Here is a 19,776-nt window from a genome sequence, read left to right as displayed (position 1 = left end):
AGCGAAGATGGAACGAATGGATTTGCTCCTCACCGGTATAGGCCGTTTGGTGACCCCGCAGGGAAATAAACCGCGCTGCGGGGAGTCCATGAAAGAGGTCTGTGAGATCAAGGATGCGGTAATCGCCATTAATCAGGGAAAAATTGCTTGGTTCGGACCGGCGAACGTGTTTCAAGATCAGCTTGCAGGGAGCGAAGTAGCGGTGACGCTGGACATCGGCGGACGGTTAGTCACGCCCGGTCTCGTTGATCCGCATACCCATCTCGTGCATGGGGGTTCTCGTGAGCATGAGCTGGCGTTAAAGCGGTCGGGTGTTCCATATTTGGACATTTTGGCGCAGGGAGGGGGCATTCTTCATACCGTCAGATCTACGCGCGCGGCAAGCGAGCAGGAGTTGTATGAGAAGGCACGCCGCAGTCTCAACGAAATGCTGCTGAATGGCGTTACAACCGTTGAAGCGAAGAGCGGCTACGGTTTATCCTTAGAAGCGGAATTAAAGCAGCTGCGCGTTGCCAAACGTTTGGACGCGTCACACGCTGTTGATGTGGTATCAACCTTTATGGGGGCGCATGCCGTGCCTGAGGAGTATAAGGGGCGACGCGAGGCGTTCGTCGATGCTATTGTGGGCGACATGCTGCCTAAAGTGGCGGAAGAGGGCCTTGCGGAGTTTTGCGACGTGTTTTGCGAAGATGGCGTTTTCTCTGTCGAGGAGTCGCGTCGCATTTTAACGGCAGCGCAGCGTCTGGGGCTGCGTGCGAAGATTCACGCGGACGAAATCGTTCCGCTTGGCGGTGCCGAGTTGGCGGGAGAGGTAGGCGCGATATCCGCCGAGCATTTGCTGGCGGCAACGGATAAGGGACTCGCGGCTCTTGCCGAGAGCGGCGTTATCCCGGTGCTGCTGCCGGGCACATCGTTCAATCTCGGTCTAGCCAAGCATGCGCGTGCCCGTGACATGATCGACAGGTACGGCCTGCCGGTAGCCCTGTCCACGGACTATAACCCCGGCTCCTGTCCGACAGAGTCGATCCAGCTTATCATGATGCTGGCGTCGCTTCATTTAAAAATGACGCCGGAGGAAATTCTGACCGCCTGCACGATCAACGCGGCGAATGCGTTGGGGCGCGGGGACGATATCGGATCGATCGAGGTGGGCAAACGTGCGGATCTAGCGATTTTTGATGCGCCTAACATTGCCTATCTCCCGTATCATTTTGGGATCAATCACACATATGGTGTGATAAAAAACGGGAAACCCGCCGTTTGGAACCGCCAGATTGTGGCGACGCCAGAGGAGGAGGAAGCGTTATGAGTGGTGAGATTCCTTATTTGAAATCGCCTGATCAAGCTGCGTTTCGTGATCATATGGAAACCAAAGTCGCCCAGTGGATCCGCCCTTGGGACGGCCATGAAGAACTGCTTGCAGGGATTGTCGGCGTACCTTTATCTAAGTCGTCGATTTCGCATTCGGGCGCTTCAACGACCCCTGCCGCAGTTCGTGCTGCGTTCAAGTCTTTTACGACCTATTCGATGGAATATGGCGTCGATTTGCAGGATTTGGCCGTCCGTGACCTCGGAGATATCCAGATGCATGTGACCGACATCGCGGAATGTCATCGACGTATCGAGGAGAGTCTCCGGGCGCTGTACAAGGAGCAGCCTAACTTGATCCCGATTATTGTTGGCGGCGATCATTCGACGAGCTGTCCGTCGCTCAAAGCTTTTGCTGACCGTCATCCGGGCCAGAAGGTGGGCATCATTCATTTTGACGCGCATCATGATGTTCGCAACTTCGAGGATGGCGGGGTGACGAACGGAACGCCGTTTCGCGGCATCCTGGAGTCCGGTGTGGTTCACGGACCTGACATCGTGCAAATCGGAATCCGCGGGTTCATGAACGCTAAGCCCTATCATGACTATGTGAAGAACAAAGGCGTACACGTGTATACCTCAAGAGATGTAAGACGTATGGGGATTGATGCCGTGCTGGATGAAGCGATTGAACTTGCCGGGAAAAATACGGATGTGCTGTATGTGAGTTTTGATGTTGACGTGATCGACCAAGCCTATGCACCGGGCTGCCCGGCCATCGGCACCGGCGGGATGAACCCATGGGATGCTATGGATGCCCTTCATCGCTTAGGGGCGCTTCCGAAGGTGCAGGGGCTGGATTTTGTCTGCATTGATCCGACTGTGGACCTCCGCAATGTAACATCGCGTTTGGCGGTTCAGTTCATGCTCAGCTTCCTGGCGGGAGTGGCTGCACGTCCGGTTTAACTGGGGTAGTAATGTTTTGCAAGGCACTTGCCGATAAGTTGGTGAGTGCTTTTTTTTATGGCTAATTCGTTAACTTTTATGGAAACTAGTGGGAAACTCTATCGCAAACGGCTGATAAATTGTACAATGGTAGGATGTCATTAAAAGTTGAAGTTGTTTTTCTTTTCGGAAAGGATGAAGAAAATGGACAAGCGCAAGAGCGCCAAAAAACAGAATGAGGCTTATGTAGGGGAGGAGTTTGGACCCGAGCTTACAATTCCGCTTTCACTCGCTGACTGTCTTGTTCGATTAACGAAAGGCGATCTTACGGAAATTCGGACTAATTTGGAGATTAAAGGGGTAAGCACTTTAAAGAAACAGGATCTAGCTATGGCATTGGTAGAGCATATTCCAAACGCACTGCCAAGTTTATTTTTTAAATTCGATGATAAACGTTATCAAATTATGAAACAAATTGCTGGGCGCGGTGGCGTTGCCCCTAGTACGCTGATTGATGTAGAGCAGATTTCTTATTATGTGGAGCGAGGGCTGCTTTTCACTGGCATGCACAATGGGAAACCTGTCATAGCCATGCCGAAGGAAGTGCGTGAAAGCTTTCAAAAGCTGGACTACAAATACTTCCGCGAGAAGTTCCAAAGAAATGAGGAATGGATTAAGCTCACGAACGGCCTTTTGTATTATTATGGTCATCTCAGTATCGAAGAGCTGCATAACCTCGTTGAGAGCTATATGGGGACGGAAGTGTACTGGCAAGAGTACTCAGCTGTTATAGAGGATTCGCTTGTGTTTTATATGCAAATTAGCCCAGACTCCAGGGGTTATCATAATATTTTATTGAACAACCCGAAACAAGTGCAGCAGGAGCAGGAGTCCCGATTGAGTGTCTCCCTGTATCCTTTCACCAAAGAGCAGCTTCTGGTTGCTGGGGAGAAAGATTTTGTGGATCGGACTCCAGCGCACAAAGCTTTCGTGGACTTCATTCGCAAAAACTATACGATTTCGTTTGAAGAGGCAGACTTTATCGTAGAGGATTGTGTGGATCATATTCGCAACGGAGCAACGCCGGGTTTTCTGCTTCAATCGATCCAACAAGATCTTGAAATCAATGACTTAGAGCTGACAAGAAGCTTTATGAATCACATTGCAGCTCTGAATAATACGACAAGGCAATGGATTCTCAAGGGTTATTCGCCGAATGAGTTATCTCCTGCCAAACCGCTTGCTGTACTCCAGCAACCTCCTGCTGTGGCAGATGTCATTGACATGAAAACACGTACGAAAGTAGGCAGGAACGATCCTTGCCCGTGCGGTAGCGGTAAGAAGTTTAAGAAGTGCTGTGCGGGTTAATCGTTTGGGTCAGTAAGCTGGTTCAAAAATCGAGAAACTGTCGAGACCATGTGTCTTGGCGGTTTTTTTGGCATTGGGCCACTCAAGAAAATTGTCGCGATCGCTTGAGCGGTTCCTCACTGGCCAGCGACGGGAACTCCAGGGCGCTATTTCATCGGAATAGGCTCTATTTCGCGTGGAGGGGAACTGTGGGGCGCTATTTGTCCGTTTCCCTGTTTAGAAAACGGGATTATGATCAAATAAGGTCCCGTAGTTCCGTTTGAACGTGGAAACGGGCTGAATTTGATAGAATAGGGGCCTCTAGTTCCGTTATCCTCGCACAATCATTCCAACGAACTTTTTAGCCACACATTGCGAAGCCTTGCAGCCGCCAATAAGCAAAAGCGCCAAATTGTTGATATTGCCCCTTCGGTTTTGTAAGATGGAAATCAAATAAGACTGTGCCCGAAAGGAGGCAGCCCATGGCGTGTTCTAAGTCGCTTTGGTTATTAGTGGGATGGTTTCTGGCAGCTGGAGCGGGCTTGCTCGTTCTGCAATGGACCGGAGTTTGGGCTCGCTTGGATTTAAGTCGAGTGACGGAATGGCTGCGGCATTCAGGTCCGCTAGGCGGACTTTTGTACATTATTGTCTACACGCTGCGTCCTTTGGTGCTGTTTCCAGCAACGCCGTTGACACTGTATGGGGGCTATGTGTTTGGCGCTTTTTGGGGGACGATCTACGATATCATTGGAGCAGGTGCCGGTGCGATGCTTTCTTTTTATATAACGCGAAAATGGGGCAGAAATGGCTTTCAACGGATTTTACGCAATAAGAAACTGCAATCTTTTGATCAGAAAGCCGAAGAGAAAGGGTTCATGGTCGTGCTGTACATGCGCTTGATGCCCTTTTTTCCGTTTGATGGTGTCAGCTACGGTGCCGGGCTTTCCAAAATTCGTTTTTGGGACTACACATGGGGGACGCTCATTGGTATAATTCCAGGAGCAGTGGTCTATAACGTGTTTGGCGCATCACTGCAAGACATTGGATCTGGCAAATTTTATGCAGCTGTCGGGATGTACATCGTATTTGCATTAATTCCGCTGCTGCTCAAAAAAAGACAGTCGATACGGGCTCGCAAACGGGCCTGACGAATAAGGAAATTTAGCGGATCATCAGAGGGGAAGAAATCAGTATGCAGGGGAAACCATTATACAAAGATCTAGTCTGGGGGTTAGGGGCGGCATGCGTGCTGCTAATTGGCTTTGTTATCTTATGGCAGAGCTTATCTTCCAGCTGGTTACAAACATTTGATGCAGGATTTAGCAGCGCTATTCAGTCACTTCGAAGTGAAGGGCTAACGCCGGTCGTTATCTTTATTACTACGCTAGGAAAAGCAAAAGCAGAAAGCATCGTCTTCGTTGTAGTTGCTGCAATCTTATTGTTTAAATGGAAACGGAGATGGGAGACACTTGTGCTGTTCATTGGCGTTCTGGCTACCTGGGGGCTTAACATTCTGATTAAAGGATTAATTGAACGCGAACGACCTGCGGGACCGTGGCTCATTGAGGAAACAGGTTTCAGTTTTCCCAGCGGCCATGCGATGGTGTCTATTTTATTTTACGGATTGATAGGCTACTTGATATGGATCAATGTACGCAGCGGTTGGAAGGCAGCATGGCTGGTACCGGTTGTGACCGTTGTATTTGTTCTGTGTATTGGAGCAAGCCGGATTTATTTGGGCGTTCATTACCCCAGCGATGTGCTGGCTGGATTCACAGCGGGCGGCGCCGCGTTGAGTGGATGCATCATGGCCATTCATCGCATCACAGATCGTAAAGCTCGCGTGCAGCAAGGAATGAACCGGTCAAATCGGCCTGGCTACAACCATCCTGCATAGACGAGATGAGGTATTTTTACAAAAAAGTAAGGCATAAAATGATGCCAAAGCCATACACTTTTAGTAAGTAAGAGGATCACTAAAGACATAGTTCACATCGGGGACAACGCCTTCCAGGGGTTCGTCCTTTTTCTTTTGCTTCCAGGACGTTGTATAATTAATCCATCGGCAGATGACTCAGAAAGAAGGGATGACTATGCTGAAGCTAAGTATTCTTGATCAATCACCGGTTTCTTCCGGTTTTACGCATAGCGATGCGCTGCAGCAGACGATTCAGCTGGCGCAGTTGGCTGACCGCCTAGGTTACACAAGATTCTGGGTGTCGGAGCATCATAACTCGCAAGGGCTCGCCGGCTCTTCTCCGGAGGTGCTGCTATCGACTTTAGCGGCGCGCACAAGCCGCATCAGGTTAGGCTCTGGCGGCGTGCTGCTGCCGCATTATAGCTCTTACAAGGTCGCCGAGAACTTCCGGATGCTCGAAGCGCTGTATCCGGGGCGTATCGACCTTGGCATCGGGCGTGCACCGGGCGGCACGCCGCACACGGCCAAAGCGCTGAGAGGGGTCAGCGCTGACCTGTTCGAAGGACTTGAGCGGTTCCCGGCTCAAGTCACGGATCTGCTCGGGTTCCTCACCGATTCGGTGGAACCCGGGCACGTGTTCGAGGGCATCCGCGCCACCCCGATGGTGGCTGGAGTGCCCCAGGTGTGGCTGCTCGGCTCCACCGGGCAGAGCGGGGTGTACGCCTCGCAGGCAGGCGCAGCGTTCTGCTTCGCGCACTTCATTAACGGCGCGGGCGGACAGCATGCGGTGCGCAGCTACCGCAGCTCGTTCAAACCGTCCGCGCTTAATGTCGTGCCGCAGGCGACGGTATGCATTTATGTGCTCTGCGCCGAAACGCAGGCAGAGGCGGAGGAACTCGCCGGTTCCATCGATTTGCGCATTCTGCAAATGGAAAAAGGCGAGTTCACCGGAGTGAAATCGCCTGAAGAAGCGGCTAACTATGTTTACTCGGATTGGGATCAAACGCGAGTAAGGGATAATCGGTCCCGGATGATTATCGGGGATCCAGGGCAAGTTCGGGAACAAATGCTGAACTTGGCCGACAGCTACCAGGTGGATGAAGTCATGGTCGTTGCCGGCGGTTACCTGCCTGAGACGAGGCAGCGGACGATTGAGCTGCTGGCCGAAGCGTTTGACCTCGCAGCAATTAAGGTCTGATTCCTTTAGGGTGTTAACGGTTTAGGGGGTTAACGACTTCGTTTGTTCCTTTTATCGATCTCCTGTGTCACGATGAACGCAAGTTCCTCGTTGCCGAAGAGAGACAGCACGCCTAATACGGTGTGATCCGCCACCTCGCCGGCTTCCTCTTTGGGAACCGTTAGATCGAGAGCCTGCTGAAGTGAGGCATTGTCCTCTTGATCCGGATAAGCAGCACGATAAAGTGCGGCAGGGTCCAAATCATGATTGATACACCACTGGGCAAAAACGAGAATCATCATATGCTCCTCGCGTTTATAGTTTTCGATCATCTGTTCTTCTAATTGTTTTTTATTCATGCTAGGGTAAACATCTCCTTCAATTACTCTTCGACTTAATGGAACGGATGGGTTCATTATAGCGAAAGATCAGGTGCAATCACAATGATTAAGAAAGACTTCGCAGCACGTTAGCATTGTATGGCATTTATAGTGGTACCACGAGCGCATTCGTCCCTTCGAGTGCGCTCTTTTTGCATTTATTTCAGATTCGGTATAAGGGGCCGGTTGAGTCATTCCAGTTTTTGTCAGATTATGTCGAATCCTTTACCAAAGCTTATCATGCCGCTTATGCAGCCAAAACAAAAATTAATAGAATGAAGTAGTAATAGATTTTGCTCGTTACATTCAGAAAGGATAATTAAAATTGAAAAATAGACTAATGAAGAAAAGTAACATATGGGTGCCAATTATCATTTTAATTATGGTAGCGATAATCATAGGTGTTTTAGCTGTAAACAAGAAGAACAATGAAAAGACATTATTATATCCAATACAAGTTGATGGAAAATGGGGCTATATAAATAAAAGTGGGAAGATTGTTGTAGAACCAACTTACGCATGGGCCGATGATTTTCATGATGGTGTCGCCGTTGTTCTATTAAATAATAATTCAGATGGCAGCAAACAGACGATGGAACAAGATAGTGTAAAATATGGCGCCATTGATACTACAGGAAAAATGGTAGTAAAACCGGATTATTCCTATATAACCAAGTATAACGAAGGTGTAGCCGGAGCGATTCAAGTAGATGCGATGACGTATGATCTTACCTATTTCATCTTGGATAGTAAGGGTAAGGTTTTATACACGTTACCTCCTGAAATGCAGATCGTTTCCATGCTGTTCAATGGAACGGGTTTGCAGACGCAAAGTGAAGGTCTGATATTAGTGCAAGACGATAAAACCGAAATGTACGGGTACATTGATCGCTATGGGAAATTGATTATTCCAGTTCAATATCATGAAGCTAGCAGCTTTTCAGATGGCTTAGCTATAGTAAAGGATGATAAGCACTACCAGTATATCGACAAGACAGGAAAAGTGATGATTGACGCTAGTAAATATGTCTCCGGCAAAAGCTTCTCGGGTGGATTAGCAGCCGTAGCCGTGCAGAATAAGGATCGGTCCACTGTTGAGTACGGATATATTGATACAAAGGGCAACATGAAAATAGAGCCTAAATATGCAAGGGCATATGATTTTTCAGAAGGGCTTGCAAAGGTATGCGTTGGCGAAAGTATCAACCAATATTCAATAGGATATATAGATGAAACAGGAGCCTACAAAATTGGCCCAACTTTAAATGATAGCTATGATGAAACGCTGATAACAGAGGGCTTAGCTCCCATTGCTGATGGGGCTGGCGGGTATATGAATAAGGAAGGGAAAGTTAGCATTGCTCCGGTTATTACGAAAGATGAGAGCAATTATTTGAAACGCAATATGGCCGGAGCATTTAGAAGTGGAATTGCCAAGGTAAGCTTGTCCGATGGAAGGATTGGATATATTGATAGAATCGGAAAATATATCTGGAACCCTCGTAAATAACTGGATATTGGAAAGTTTTCATCTATTGAACTTAATAATTTAATTACAAGTATTTGACTTGGATATAACAATTGAATGATAGATTTGGTAAGCATCGAATATTACTACCGATTTCTGCAGAACTAGAAGCAGGAACAGAAAAGGAGGGCATATATGGCGGTTTGTCGATGGCGTTTCTTTCTCTCAATTTTCATGGCGCTAATTGTGCTTCTGTCCATTGATCATCGAGCGGATGCTCATGCCTACAGCGCGACTTATTCGACATTGGAATTTTATAAATCCAAGACGGAGCTTACTTATGCACTCGATGACTTATCGGTTATAGAGCTTGTAGGTGGCGATACCAATCATGACGGAACACTCGATTCAGAGGAATTCGCTGCAGTGGATCAGAAGCTGCTGACAGTTCTACAAAACAATCTCGTTGTGAAAATTAACGGAGAAGCCGCAGCGTGGCCCCAACTTGAGAGTTTCGGTATGTACCGCAAAAGGGCAATTATGAAGATCTCCTTCCCGGCGGTAGCGGCATCTCAGTCGATCCAGCTGACCGATCAGTTGTACTTAAATGACACAGCGAGTAATTACGTAAATCTGATGACGATTTATTACGGAGCTCAGAAAAGTACAGCGGCAATCGCTGGTAACAACCGGACCTGGACGATGCAAATGACGGAAAATGATTTCGCCGGATTGCAGTCGGGCGATACATCGCCTCAGCAGCAACAGCCTGAGGAGGAAGCTTCGTCAAGCAAGATGGACGGTTGGTTTTCTTTTTTCGTGCTGGGTATGAATCATATTTTATCGGGATACGATCACCTTTTGTTCTTATTCTCCTTGCTCATCGCAAGGCAAACGTTCAAGCAGTATGCGGGGACGATCACAGCGTTCACGATCGCGCATAGTATTACCTTGGCCTTGACGGTCACGGGTGTGATCCATATCTCCTCACGTATTGTGGAACCAGCCATTGCGCTGAGCATTTGTTATGTCGCCTTAGACAACTTGATTCGTAAGAAAATCAGCTACCGATGGGTATTGACCTTCTTTTTCGGGATGATCCACGGGATGGGTTTTGCGGACATTTTGACAGAAATGAACATTCCGAAGAGCGAATTGGCGGTTGATCTGATTAGTTTTAATGTCGGTATTGAAACTGTTCAGGTAATCATTGTTGCTGTGCTACTGCCCGCGTTAGCTCTTCTTTATCGCTGGAAGCACTCGAGACACGTGGCTGTTGCCTGCTCTGCTCTAGCCCTGGTGCTAGGCGGACTGTGGCTTGTCGAACGGGTAATTTCTAATGTTTAACCATTATTTGGATTATTTATTAACCTCTGTTTAATTAGAATTTCATGGAAACGAGATGACAAGTTGATCTAATAGGGACATTTCATAATGTCCCCATTAGGTATTGGTGAAACATTAACAATGTTTGTGAAAATATTTGCCCGAATGAAACAATCGGGAGGCAGTGAGACAAGCGGGGGTCATTTCGCCATCCTGCTGACTCTTCAGATCCTTTCATTTAAGCGAAGATTTTACAATAAATAAAATGAAACAAGGAGCGAGGACATGAAAGCATTAAAAAAAGCGCTGTGGCGTATAGGCATGTCAAGTTTACTGTTAGTAAACTTGATATCGCCTGCTTTACCAGCTACAACGGCATTCGCCGCAATTAGCGGCAGCAATTCGGTTGAAAATCCACCGCAAAGTATTGTGGAAAAAACGGATATTGCAACCTGGAACTATACCAGTGCTGCGCAAGTTACTGCTGCGGCCCCAAGCTTTGCAGCAACAAGCGGTTATTATTCCAATCCAAGTTCAACTTTGCAATTATTTAAAAGTAATGCCCAAGTAACTTCAGGATTAAGCTATGCTTCTGGAGGGATCTCAAACACTAATTTCAGTGGACAGATGGATAAAGGATATTGGATCATTAAGACTTCCACTGTTGGATTTAAGGATCTGATTTTTAATTATGGCACTCGCTCTTCAGGAACTGGTCCTCGTGATCTTAATACAGAGTGGAGTACTGATGGAACAAGCTGGACTGTATTTGGAAATAAAGTTGCTGATACAGGCTACACGGTGAAAATCGAGAGTACGTCGCCCCTCGAGCAATTTGGTATGACTTTGCCGGCAGAGGCAGCGAATCAAAATACGTTATATATCAGAATTATTCAGAAATCTGATGCTTCTGAAGGAAATGGTACAATCGGTACAGGTGGTACTTACACTGTTAACGGCCTTCAACTCTACGGAGCCAAGGATCCAGCGTATACGACACCTGCCGTAACAGCGTCGCCAGATGCAACCGGTGCGATACTAGATGTTACGCCTATAACTTTAGCTAATACAGATACTAACGCACAAATTTTTTACACTACAGACGGTACAACTCCGGCAACAACAGTTGGCGGTTCTACAAAATTATACAACACGCCTATCACAGCTCTTTCCGAAGGCGGTTTTACAGGAACAGACCCGTTTGTCGTGAAAGCTGTAGCGAAGTCGCCGACCCTTATGCCGTCCGATGTCGCTACATTATCCTTTAATCAGCAAACCATCACATTAAATGCCGATGCGAAAAAGCTTGATGCTGGGAAATACGTCTGGGTAAAAGGGATCGGTATGTACTTAGACGGAAATACGACCTTATATATTCAGGATGGTATGAATGCTGGCAGTGGTCTCGTTATTTATAAATCCGGTGCAGACTTTTCCTCCTATGTGGGCAAAGAAATCTATGTCTACGGGAAAGCGTCACCGTATAATGGCTTGATGGAGATTGTTCCAGATGCTGTGAACGCCTCAAATATCGTTGTACGTAACAGTAACCCAACGACCCTTCCGACCCCGACCAAAATTATGTTCAGTCAGCTTGCAGACAGAACATATGAGGGCATGCTAGTTTCCGTTGATACAGTGAAACTTGACAGTGTTACAGGAACTGGGACGAGCTATTATGATCACACAGTAAGCCAGGCAGGTATAACGGCTAAATTGCGTGCTAAAGCTATCACTCTAGCAGCCGGAAGTTACGTGAACATCACAAAGGCCGTCGCGAAATATAACAACGGCGTACAGCTGCTTTCTACCAATGTTGCCGATCTCGTCGCGGTTCCAGCGCCGACCGTTGAATTTATGACATCTAGCGTGCCTACCGGAACGACAATCCCTCTTAATTCCAGAGTGACGCTTACCACACCAACAACAGTCGCGCAAATCACTTATAGCTTAAACGGAGGCGCTCCTGTAACTAGTGTGACAAATTCCGTTTATATTACAGTTGATGCATTCCAAAACGGAACAGCAACGATTACAGCATCAGCGTCAGACGGCTCCTATACAACGTCGACTCAAACTTTTACCTATACACAAAGCCAGGTCGCAAAAGTATTAGCAAGCCCAGGCAGTTCTGCAATTGATCCCGCAACACCCATCACATTATCATCAGATACGGCGGGTTCAACGATCACTTATTCTGTATACAGAAATTCCTTTACTTCCACAGACGGTACTCTGGTGGGTACAGCCAATCAAACCTACACAGCTCCTATTACATTGGATGCTTCGTACTTCCCGGTAAGAATAGCTGCAAAAGCGACACTTCAAAACTATGTGGACAGTGCTTCTGAAAGTTTCTCCTATACGGCTAAGAAAGCAACCGGTGGCGAGAAGAACTATTACGGCTCACTTCACGCACATACGATGAACTCAGACGGTCAAGGAACCTTGCCAGAGGCGTACGCTTATGCAAGAGACCAGGGTAAATTTGATTTCTTTATCGTAACAGACCACTCAAACTCTTACGATTCAGCAACTTATGACGTCACCAAGGATCAAAATATTAATAATTACAACACAACCAACGCTCCTTGGCTTGCCGGTAAAAAGGCAGCGATAGATGCAGCCACTCCTACTTACATAACCGACTACGGTTATGAGATGACATGGTCCGGCGGTCCAGGACACATGAATACGTTTAACACAACAGGTTTTGTCAGCCGGAACAACGCGACTTTGAATAACAAAACAAATGATGGTGGTCTGCAAACCTATTATCAAATGCTTCAGAGTACGCCGGGCTCCATTTCACAGTTGAATCATCCTGGAGCTACATTCGGTAACTTTGCCGATTTTGGTTATCACAACAATGCGATTGACGATAAAGTCACTCTCGTTGAAGCAGGAAACGGCGAAGGCGCTATCGGCTCAGGCGGATACTTCCGATCTGTCGACCAGTTTATTTTGGCATTGGATAAAGGATGGCACGTAGCCCCGACAAATAACGGCGATAATCATAAAAAAGGTTGGGGAACATCGAATACCGCTGGGACAGTCGTTTACACAAACGATTTTACATTGAGCGGAATTTATACGGCATTGCACGACCGTTCGGTATGGTCGACAGAAAACAGGGATTTGGATGTCACCTATCATCTGTCCGACGGGACGAACACCTACAGCATGGGTGCTATTTTGAATGCTCCCCCTGCGACTGCTAACATTACGGTAACAGCAGCCAATAAAAACCCAGGTGTAGCGACTAGTAATATCGCATCTGTCAAGCTGATAAGCTACGGAGGAAAAATTGTAGATCAGCAGACCTACTCTGGTGGAAGCAGTAACGTTAATTACACCTATTCGATGACGGCGCCTGCTGCTGGTTATTACTTCGCGATTATCACGGATAACCAAGGTTTTGTAGCTGTCACAGCGCCGATATGGCTTGGTTCAGCGCCGAAAGTTGGAATCACTTCGGTAACTAACAGTTCCGTCATGCCTGTTACAACAGAGGCTTTAAATGTAACAACAAATTTCTTCAATAATGAAAGCACACCCGTCACACTTAAGTCTATCTCTTATACCGTAGACGGTGATTCCGCAGCCAACAAATCGTATACGCCCGGCACAAGTATTGCGCCTTCCGGTGTCGCAAAGCATGAATTTAGTTATACACCGACGACTCCTGGAACCAAAACAGTCACGATTAGCGCTGTGCTTACGGTGGGAGGCGTTGATAAGACTTATACAGGGACCAAAACGATGAAGGTCGTAGATATCAACTCCGTGTCGTATGTCGGGCTTGACGCCTCACACGGCAATGAGTACGTCAGCGGAGGCAGCTATCCGGATACAATGGCCAATATGATGACTCTCGCAGGTGCAAATAGTGTGAGAGTTGTACAATTGAAAACGTCGGCGGAATTCATTGCCGCAACTAGCAATCCTAAATACAAAATGATCATTTTAAATGCTCCGTCTAGAAAAAGCGTTACTGCATGGCCGACTCCGGCAAATTACACACCGGCAGAAATTGAGGCGTTGAAAGCATTCTCGGAAAACGGAAACACGCTTGTCTTCGGAAATATCGCGGACTTTGGTGAATCCACAAACACGGATCCGTCTTCGCCGAAGAAACATATGTCCGAGCTACAGAACGATGTCCTGACAGCTATTGGCTCCACACTGCGCGAAAGCGACGATGAGGTAATGGACGATGATAAAAACGGAGGACAACCATACAGACTGTATCCGACAGAGTTCAATATGGCTAATCCGTTGCTGCAAGGCGTCGTCGACGGACAGACCTACAGCCAATACTCAGGCTCAACCATTTACGCTGTAGACCCGGCGACAGGAGAGAGAACCTCAACGCTGCCGACAACGGTCAGCCCGCTTGTTTTTGGCTTCCCAACCACGTATTCGGCTGAAACTGATAATGATAACTTTGGATACGGGACAACTAAAGCTACTTTTCCTTACATTACAGTCGGAACGAACAAAACCGATAAGGGAATGAGTAATTCTCAAGGGCTTTATATACCGAAATATGCAAATCCAAACAGCAAGATTGCAACAAGCCCGGAAGAAAAAATGCTGGCGGCATCTGAAACTGTCACGCATCCGAACGGTAAAACTTCGCTTGTCGTCGTTGCCGGCGGATCATTCATGAGTAACTTTGAAATCCAAGTAACTTTGGACAATGCAGGGACATTGCCTTATGCCAACTATAATTTAATGGATAATCTTTATAAAATTGTTAATCCGAAGACGATTACAAGCGTAGCCAACGCCAAGAATCTGCCGGATGGGACAGAAGTCATCATTGAAGCAACAGCGACGAGTGAGGTAAATACTCAAAGCACAGATCCTGATACAAACAAAGGCTTCTTCGACTCTATTTATGCGCAGGACGCAACGGGCGGTATCAACCTATTCCCGGTTGCCTCAGGCATCCAAGAAGGACAGAAGGCAAGGTTTGAAGGTACGATCACGCATTATCAAGGTGAGGTAGAGTTGACGGTTAGCAAAATGACTGTTTTGGATCCAAGTATCCAAAAACTGGCGCCTACTACGCTTACGACAGCTGGTTCCATGTCATCCGCTAATACCGGAAACTTGGTGAAAACACAAGGCGTCGTGTCAAATATTTACAAAGACACAGACGGAACCATTAACCAATTTACGATTAATGATGGGTCCGGCCCGGCAATTGTCTTCATTAACGGATACATTACAAAGGGAACGGCGCTTCCGTTCGTTACAGACGGAGCAAATGTTTCCGTAGTCGGTTTGGCTTCTATCGGCGAGGTTTCCAGCGATTCGGATATGCACCCGAGAATCAGAGTCAGAGACCGTTCCGAGATCTTGAAGGTTACATTAACTAATCCATCTAATCCATCCTCTTCATCAGGCGGCGGTTCCGCTCCTAGCGGCACTCTGATCTCCTCTTCTAACGGAGGAACGGTGAAGGATAACGGTGTGACGATCGTCATTCCAGCTGGAGCGGCAAACACGGATTTCCGGGTAACGGTTGAGAAAGTAGCGAATACCGATGAAATGCTGAAAGGCACTTCAGGTAAGCTAATCAGCGATGTGTTTGAGATCAAGAAAGATTTGACAGGCAATTTCACTGCTAATCTAACGATTAGCCTACCATTTGACCTGACTAAGGTAGATCTGACCAAGTCTGACGTGGCAGTCTACTGGTACGATGAGACAGCGAAGAAGTGGATTGCACTCAGCAACCCAAGCGTCGATAAAGACAAGTCGACGGTTAGCGGCATAGTCAACCACTTCACGAAATTCGCCGTAATTGCAACAGATAAGAAGCCGACAGATCCTACGAATACCGGTTCTACAGGTAAAGGCACCCTGTCCGATATCGCCGGACACTGGGCGGAAGCGAATATTCGCGAGCTCATTCAAGCTGGAGCGATCGAAGGCTATCCTAACGGCACCTTCGGACCGGATCGTACGATTACGCGTGCGGAATTTGCATCGATCCTTGTCAAAGCATTCAAGCTTCAGGAGAAGAGCGGCAAAGGTTTTGCCGACACGAATAATCACTGGGCGCGCAAAGCAATTGAAACAGCGGCAGCCTATGACATTATCTCCGGTTACAGCGACAGCTCCTTTGGACCGGATGACCAAATTACCCGCGAACAAATGGCGGTGATGATCGTACGTGCAGCCAAGCTTCCTGCAGCAGCGGCAGGCAATTCATTCACGGATCGCACAGCGATCTCGGAATGGGCGCAAAGCGCCGTTGCTTCTGCATCGGCTAGCCATGTGATCGACGGCTATAGCGACGGTTCCTTCAAGGCGCAAGCGAACGCTACGCGTGCTGAGGCCGTTACTGTTATCTTGAAAGCCCTCAAAAAGTAATAGCAAGGTGAATAAAGTCTCGGATCGCGAGCCTGAAGTTCCTTTATGGAGCGACAGGACGCGGTTCGGGACTTTTTTTCGTTACTCATTATGGTATAGTTTATGAGAAAAGGGTTGTACGTATAGGAGGTAATACGGGTGATGATTATGAATGAAAAAATCAAAGCCTCCGAGGTTCACGTCACGGGTATTCAGGGTGAAGATCTGGGTGTGATGTCCACGAAGGAAGCGCTGCTTCTGGCGAAACAGTTGAAAGTCGACTTGGTGTGTACTTCGCTCATGAGCAGCCCGCCGCCTTGCAAATTAGTTGGAGCGGGCCAGGCCAAGCAGGAAGCGATGCAGGAGAAACAGCAAGCCCGTAAGCGGGAGCAAGCGCCAAAGACGAAAGAACTGCGCTTAACGCCGCACATCGAGGATCACGATTTGGAAACGAAGCGCCAGCAAGCGGTACGAATCCTGCAAGGCGGAGATGCCGTGCAGCTGGTCGTGAAGATTTCGGGCAAAGAAGGCGCTCAGGCCAAAGCTTTGCTTGAAGATCTGGTGAAGGATCTAAGCGCTTATGGACGCAAGCAAACAGGCATCCAGCTCAGCGGAAAGCAAGCTTCCGTACAGTTGGATCCTTTATAAGAAAAGCATGAACGCTCCTTCGTTCCGGAAGGAAAGAGACGTTCATGCTTTTTTTCGTTATAGGAAAAGCCGCTTAGTTCAAGGTAATGGCCTGCGAGCCCATAAGCTCCCACACTTGCTTGAAGTCGCTTAATGCATAGGCTTCCTGCTGGCCGGTCATTGGGTCGTTCATATAGGCGTAATCATCGTCCCAGCCGGTTAGCAGCAAGGCATGTTCAGGTTGATACCATTCAACGAGCCGATCCTCGTCATCTTGCCATTCCAGATCCAGATAAGGGGTATCCATATGTTCGGTAGCCCATATCATGGCGGGCTTGCCTGCTTCTATGACGCTCAGCAACGCATCAAAAGAATCGCCTGTGATATCTTTGAAACGACCAGGCAATAACCGGTTCATAGTGATATACATCGGTTTATGGTAAATGCCATATCCCGCCTTATAGGGGTTACCGACAAATACGTCTTCTGGATTGCCGCCCACAAAAGCTCCATCGACGTTCTCAGCAGGCATTTCGCCTCTAGGGAGCGCGTCAGCCACTTCCTCCTTGGTGACAGGGAGCCCTGCCCAATTCAGCAGCATGGTGGCCGCTACGGCTTCGCACCCATTGGGGAGCTCCGGCAGCTGTGATAAAGCAGGGGCATTAAGCACCTGATAATGATGCTCCACAGGCGGAGTGGCATCAGCAGATGGCAGCGGTACAGATACAGGCACAGGTGCAGATGCAGATGTTGGCGCAGATTCAAGCGCAGATGCAGCTAGAAGCGGCTTACTAATCTCACTAGCAGGCGGACTTGGCACGACGGGTTGGAGAGCTTGTACAAATGCAGGCACAGTAGGCTTGGGCAACGCCAAGCACATTACTGACCATACAACAATAAGACAGCAAGTCAACTTTTTGATGTGAAATCACTTCCGTTCTAGTACGATCTTTTCATTACATCATGAAGAATCTGGAAATGCAAGATGAAGTCAGTAAGACATATAAGGATGGTCAAGCGGCATAGTCTAGGAAAGCGGACGGCATCTTGAGCATATTTTATGGCATGAAAGAAGGACTAGGGATGACCATATGAGGCAATAGCTCATACAATAGGGTAAAATGATTAAAAATACCCGTTCCATAGATAAGAGGGAAGTATATGAATAAGCATGAAGAGGAGAAAAAGGCGCTAGAGCAAGCTGCTATCGATATTTTTCTTGAACTATTTAATATAAATAACCCGATAGCGCTGCGAATGGTTCGCCAGCAGGAGAAGCCGGATGCGCTGTTGGAGGATGCCAATAACGAGCAAATAGGACTCGAAGTGACTCATTTGTTCTATGATCTGGAGGAAGCCAGACGTATGATGTCACGATCCGAGCTAACGAAGCCTGGGGCGGAAGTGCTGGATAATTTTATTAAGGTCATTAATGATCGGATTGTGAGTAAGGAACAGAAGTTGCAGGATTATTCCCATGACTATCCTTGTATGCTGCTCATACGCAACGTATCTCTGCTGTTCGGGATGTCCGATGTGCTCAGTTTCAAGCATAAGCTTGTCCCGCCAAGCGGAAGGTTTACGCAAGTCTGGCTGCTGTCGAGAGATTTTACACCGGATTGGCTGTTAATTAACTTATATGACGTTGGCGGTGGAGGGATGAAATGAAGCGTCTGTACATAGGACTTGGCGCAGCTTTTGGCGTGTATGCAATCATCATGATTGTGTATTTATTAAAAGGAGATTTATTTGGCATACCTCGAGATCTGGTTGGCACTAGCGCGGACCCGCACACGTTCATGACGGCACAGGAAATAGACAAAGCTGAATCCTTGTCACGCATACGGTCATTAGCTTATTTTCTCAGTTCTCCGCTGCAAATCGGATTGATCCTGCTGCTCTTAGGTGTGGCTGTCCGTATTCGAAGCTTATCTGAAAAGCTGTTCAAGGCTTCATTCCTGCAAATGGTCGTTTTTGTGCTTCTATTTACTCTGTTGATGGACGTGCTGTTCTTGCCGGTGGACTATTTCTTGTTCAAAATCGATCTAGCCTACGGGATATCGACGGAGACGCTCGCGATCTTCCTAGGGGACCATGCGAAGGATTTTCTGTTAAATGCCGTGGGAACCATTGTGATGGTGTGGATATTCAGGCTGGTGCTAAAATGGAGTCCCAACCGATGGTGGTTCTGGTTCTGGCTTGTGTCTGTTCCATTGATTGTGTTCGTCACGTTTATTCAACCCGTTGTGCTTGATCCCCTGTACAATGACTTCAAGCCGCTTCAGGATCAAGAGCTTAAGGCGCAAATTCTTCAATTGGCAGCGGAATCGCACATTCCGGCTAAGCAGGTCTACGAGGTCAATATGTCCGAGAGGACTAATGCGATTAACGCTTATGTCAATGGAATAGGCGGCAACGCCAGAATTGTACTGTGGGATACGACGCTGAAAAAACTGCTGCCCGATGAAATTTTAACCGTGATGGCACATGAAATGGGACACTATGTAGAAAAGCATATTTATATCGGCCTTGCTTATGGCATTGCGCTTAGCTTGGTGGGCTTATGGCTCGCTTTTCACGCTTATCGTTTCTTCCTTAAACGATGGGGCGCCAGATGGGGCATTCGGGGAGAAAATGACTTAGCGGCGCTGCCCATTCTGCTGCTGCTTGTTACGTTCATGAGCTTTGTCTCCGCGCCGGCTCAAAACGCCTTCTCCCGAGTGATTGAGCATCGAGCAGATGTGTATGAGATGCAACTGACAGGAGACGGCAGCGCCGCCATTCGCGCTTTTCAGCAAATTGCTAAAGAGAACTTGAGCCCTGTCACACAGCCGAGGCTGGTTCATTGGTTTCGTGGCTCGCATCCGGAGATTATGGATCGGATTATATATTTTAAGCAGTTTGAAAAATAAAA

General features: G+C 47.7%; 14 protein-coding genes. 12 read left to right on the top strand and 2 right to left on the bottom strand.

Going from position 1 to position 19,776, the window contains the following annotated elements:
* Positions 1 to 7 precede the first annotated feature (7 nt).
* From hutI to ACKTT9_RS35035, 6 genes are all read left to right on the top strand, one after another.
* On the top strand, positions 8 to 1,309 hold the full coding sequence (gene hutI / locus ACKTT9_RS35060) for an imidazolonepropionase (RefSeq protein ID WP_407869637.1): 1,302 nt from the start codon (positions 8 to 10) through the stop codon (positions 1,307 to 1,309).
* Entirely contained in the window at positions 1,306 to 2,274 is a 969-nt protein-coding gene (gene hutG, locus ACKTT9_RS35055) for a formimidoylglutamase (protein ID WP_407869636.1), read from the top strand. Before hutI ends, hutG begins: the two co-directional genes overlap by 4 nt.
* A 183-nt stretch (positions 2,275 to 2,457) precedes the next feature.
* Complete coding sequence (locus tag ACKTT9_RS35050; protein ID WP_407869635.1) at positions 2,458 to 3,621, top strand: SEC-C metal-binding domain-containing protein; 1,164 nt, start codon at positions 2,458 to 2,460, stop codon at positions 3,619 to 3,621.
* A 461-nt stretch (positions 3,622 to 4,082) separates the two neighbouring features.
* Positions 4,083 to 4,748 (top strand): TVP38/TMEM64 family protein, encoded by a 666-nt coding sequence (locus ACKTT9_RS35045; RefSeq protein ID WP_407869634.1) that lies wholly within the window; start codon positions 4,083 to 4,085, stop codon positions 4,746 to 4,748.
* 44 nt (positions 4,749 to 4,792) lie between these two features.
* Positions 4,793 to 5,497 (top strand): phosphatase PAP2 family protein, encoded by a 705-nt coding sequence (locus ACKTT9_RS35040; RefSeq protein WP_407869633.1) that lies wholly within the window; start codon positions 4,793 to 4,795, stop codon positions 5,495 to 5,497.
* Between the two features lie 196 nt (positions 5,498 to 5,693).
* Positions 5,694 to 6,716, top strand: a complete 1,023-nt coding sequence (locus tag ACKTT9_RS35035; RefSeq protein ID WP_127453773.1) for an LLM class flavin-dependent oxidoreductase — start codon at positions 5,694 to 5,696, stop codon at positions 6,714 to 6,716.
* Between the two features lie 29 nt (positions 6,717 to 6,745).
* On the opposite strand, the gene ACKTT9_RS35030 is transcribed toward ACKTT9_RS35035, so the two are convergent.
* Positions 6,746 to 7,054: a hypothetical protein gene (locus ACKTT9_RS35030; RefSeq protein WP_157317694.1), complete on the bottom strand. Its 309-nt coding sequence runs from the start codon at positions 7,052 to 7,054 to the stop codon at positions 6,746 to 6,748.
* 346 nt (positions 7,055 to 7,400) lie between these two features.
* On the opposite strand from ACKTT9_RS35030, the gene ACKTT9_RS35025 reads away from it, so the two are divergent.
* The 4 genes from ACKTT9_RS35025 to infC all read left to right on the top strand — a co-directional run bounded on the left by ACKTT9_RS35025 (position 7,401) and on the right by infC (position 16,883).
* Positions 7,401 to 8,585, top strand: coding sequence for a WG repeat-containing protein (locus ACKTT9_RS35025; RefSeq protein WP_407869632.1), 1,185 nt, complete (start codon positions 7,401 to 7,403; stop codon positions 8,583 to 8,585).
* 153 nt (positions 8,586 to 8,738) lie between these two features.
* Positions 8,739 to 9,890 (top strand): HupE/UreJ family protein, encoded by a 1,152-nt coding sequence (locus ACKTT9_RS35020; RefSeq protein ID WP_407869631.1) that lies wholly within the window; start codon positions 8,739 to 8,741, stop codon positions 9,888 to 9,890.
* A 264-nt stretch (positions 9,891 to 10,154) separates the two neighbouring features.
* Positions 10,155 to 16,256 (top strand): S-layer homology domain-containing protein, encoded by a 6,102-nt coding sequence (locus ACKTT9_RS35015; RefSeq protein WP_407869630.1) that lies wholly within the window; start codon positions 10,155 to 10,157, stop codon positions 16,254 to 16,256.
* Positions 16,257 to 16,397: 141 nt separating this feature from the next.
* On the top strand, positions 16,398 to 16,883 hold the full coding sequence (gene infC / locus ACKTT9_RS35010; RefSeq protein ID WP_407869629.1) for a translation initiation factor IF-3: 486 nt from the start codon (positions 16,398 to 16,400) through the stop codon (positions 16,881 to 16,883).
* A 73-nt stretch (positions 16,884 to 16,956) separates the two neighbouring features.
* Here the strand turns inward: infC and ACKTT9_RS35005 are convergent, their stop codons facing one another.
* On the bottom strand, positions 16,957 to 17,730 hold the full coding sequence (locus ACKTT9_RS35005) for a C39 family peptidase (RefSeq protein WP_407869628.1): 774 nt from the start codon (positions 17,728 to 17,730) through the stop codon (positions 16,957 to 16,959).
* 293 nt (positions 17,731 to 18,023) lie between these two features.
* On the opposite strand from ACKTT9_RS35005, the gene ACKTT9_RS35000 reads away from it, so the two are divergent.
* Both ACKTT9_RS35000 and ACKTT9_RS34995 read left to right on the top strand, forming a co-directional pair.
* A complete protein-coding gene (locus tag ACKTT9_RS35000; protein ID WP_407869627.1) occupies positions 18,024 to 18,530 on the top strand; it encodes a hypothetical protein in 507 nt (168 codons plus the stop codon).
* Positions 18,527 to 19,774, top strand: a complete 1,248-nt coding sequence (locus ACKTT9_RS34995) for a M48 family metallopeptidase (RefSeq protein ID WP_407869626.1) — start codon at positions 18,527 to 18,529, stop codon at positions 19,772 to 19,774. Before ACKTT9_RS35000 ends, ACKTT9_RS34995 begins: the two co-directional genes overlap by 4 nt.
* Positions 19,775 to 19,776 lie beyond the last annotated feature (2 nt).

The organism is Paenibacillus sp. P36, from assembly GCF_045866505.1.
In the GTDB taxonomy this organism is placed as follows: domain Bacteria; phylum Bacillota; class Bacilli; order Paenibacillales; family NBRC-103111; genus Paenibacillus_E; species Paenibacillus_E chondroitinus.
The sequence above is the reverse complement of the archived record's forward strand: the minus strand, read 5'-3'. Positions and strand labels throughout refer to the sequence as shown.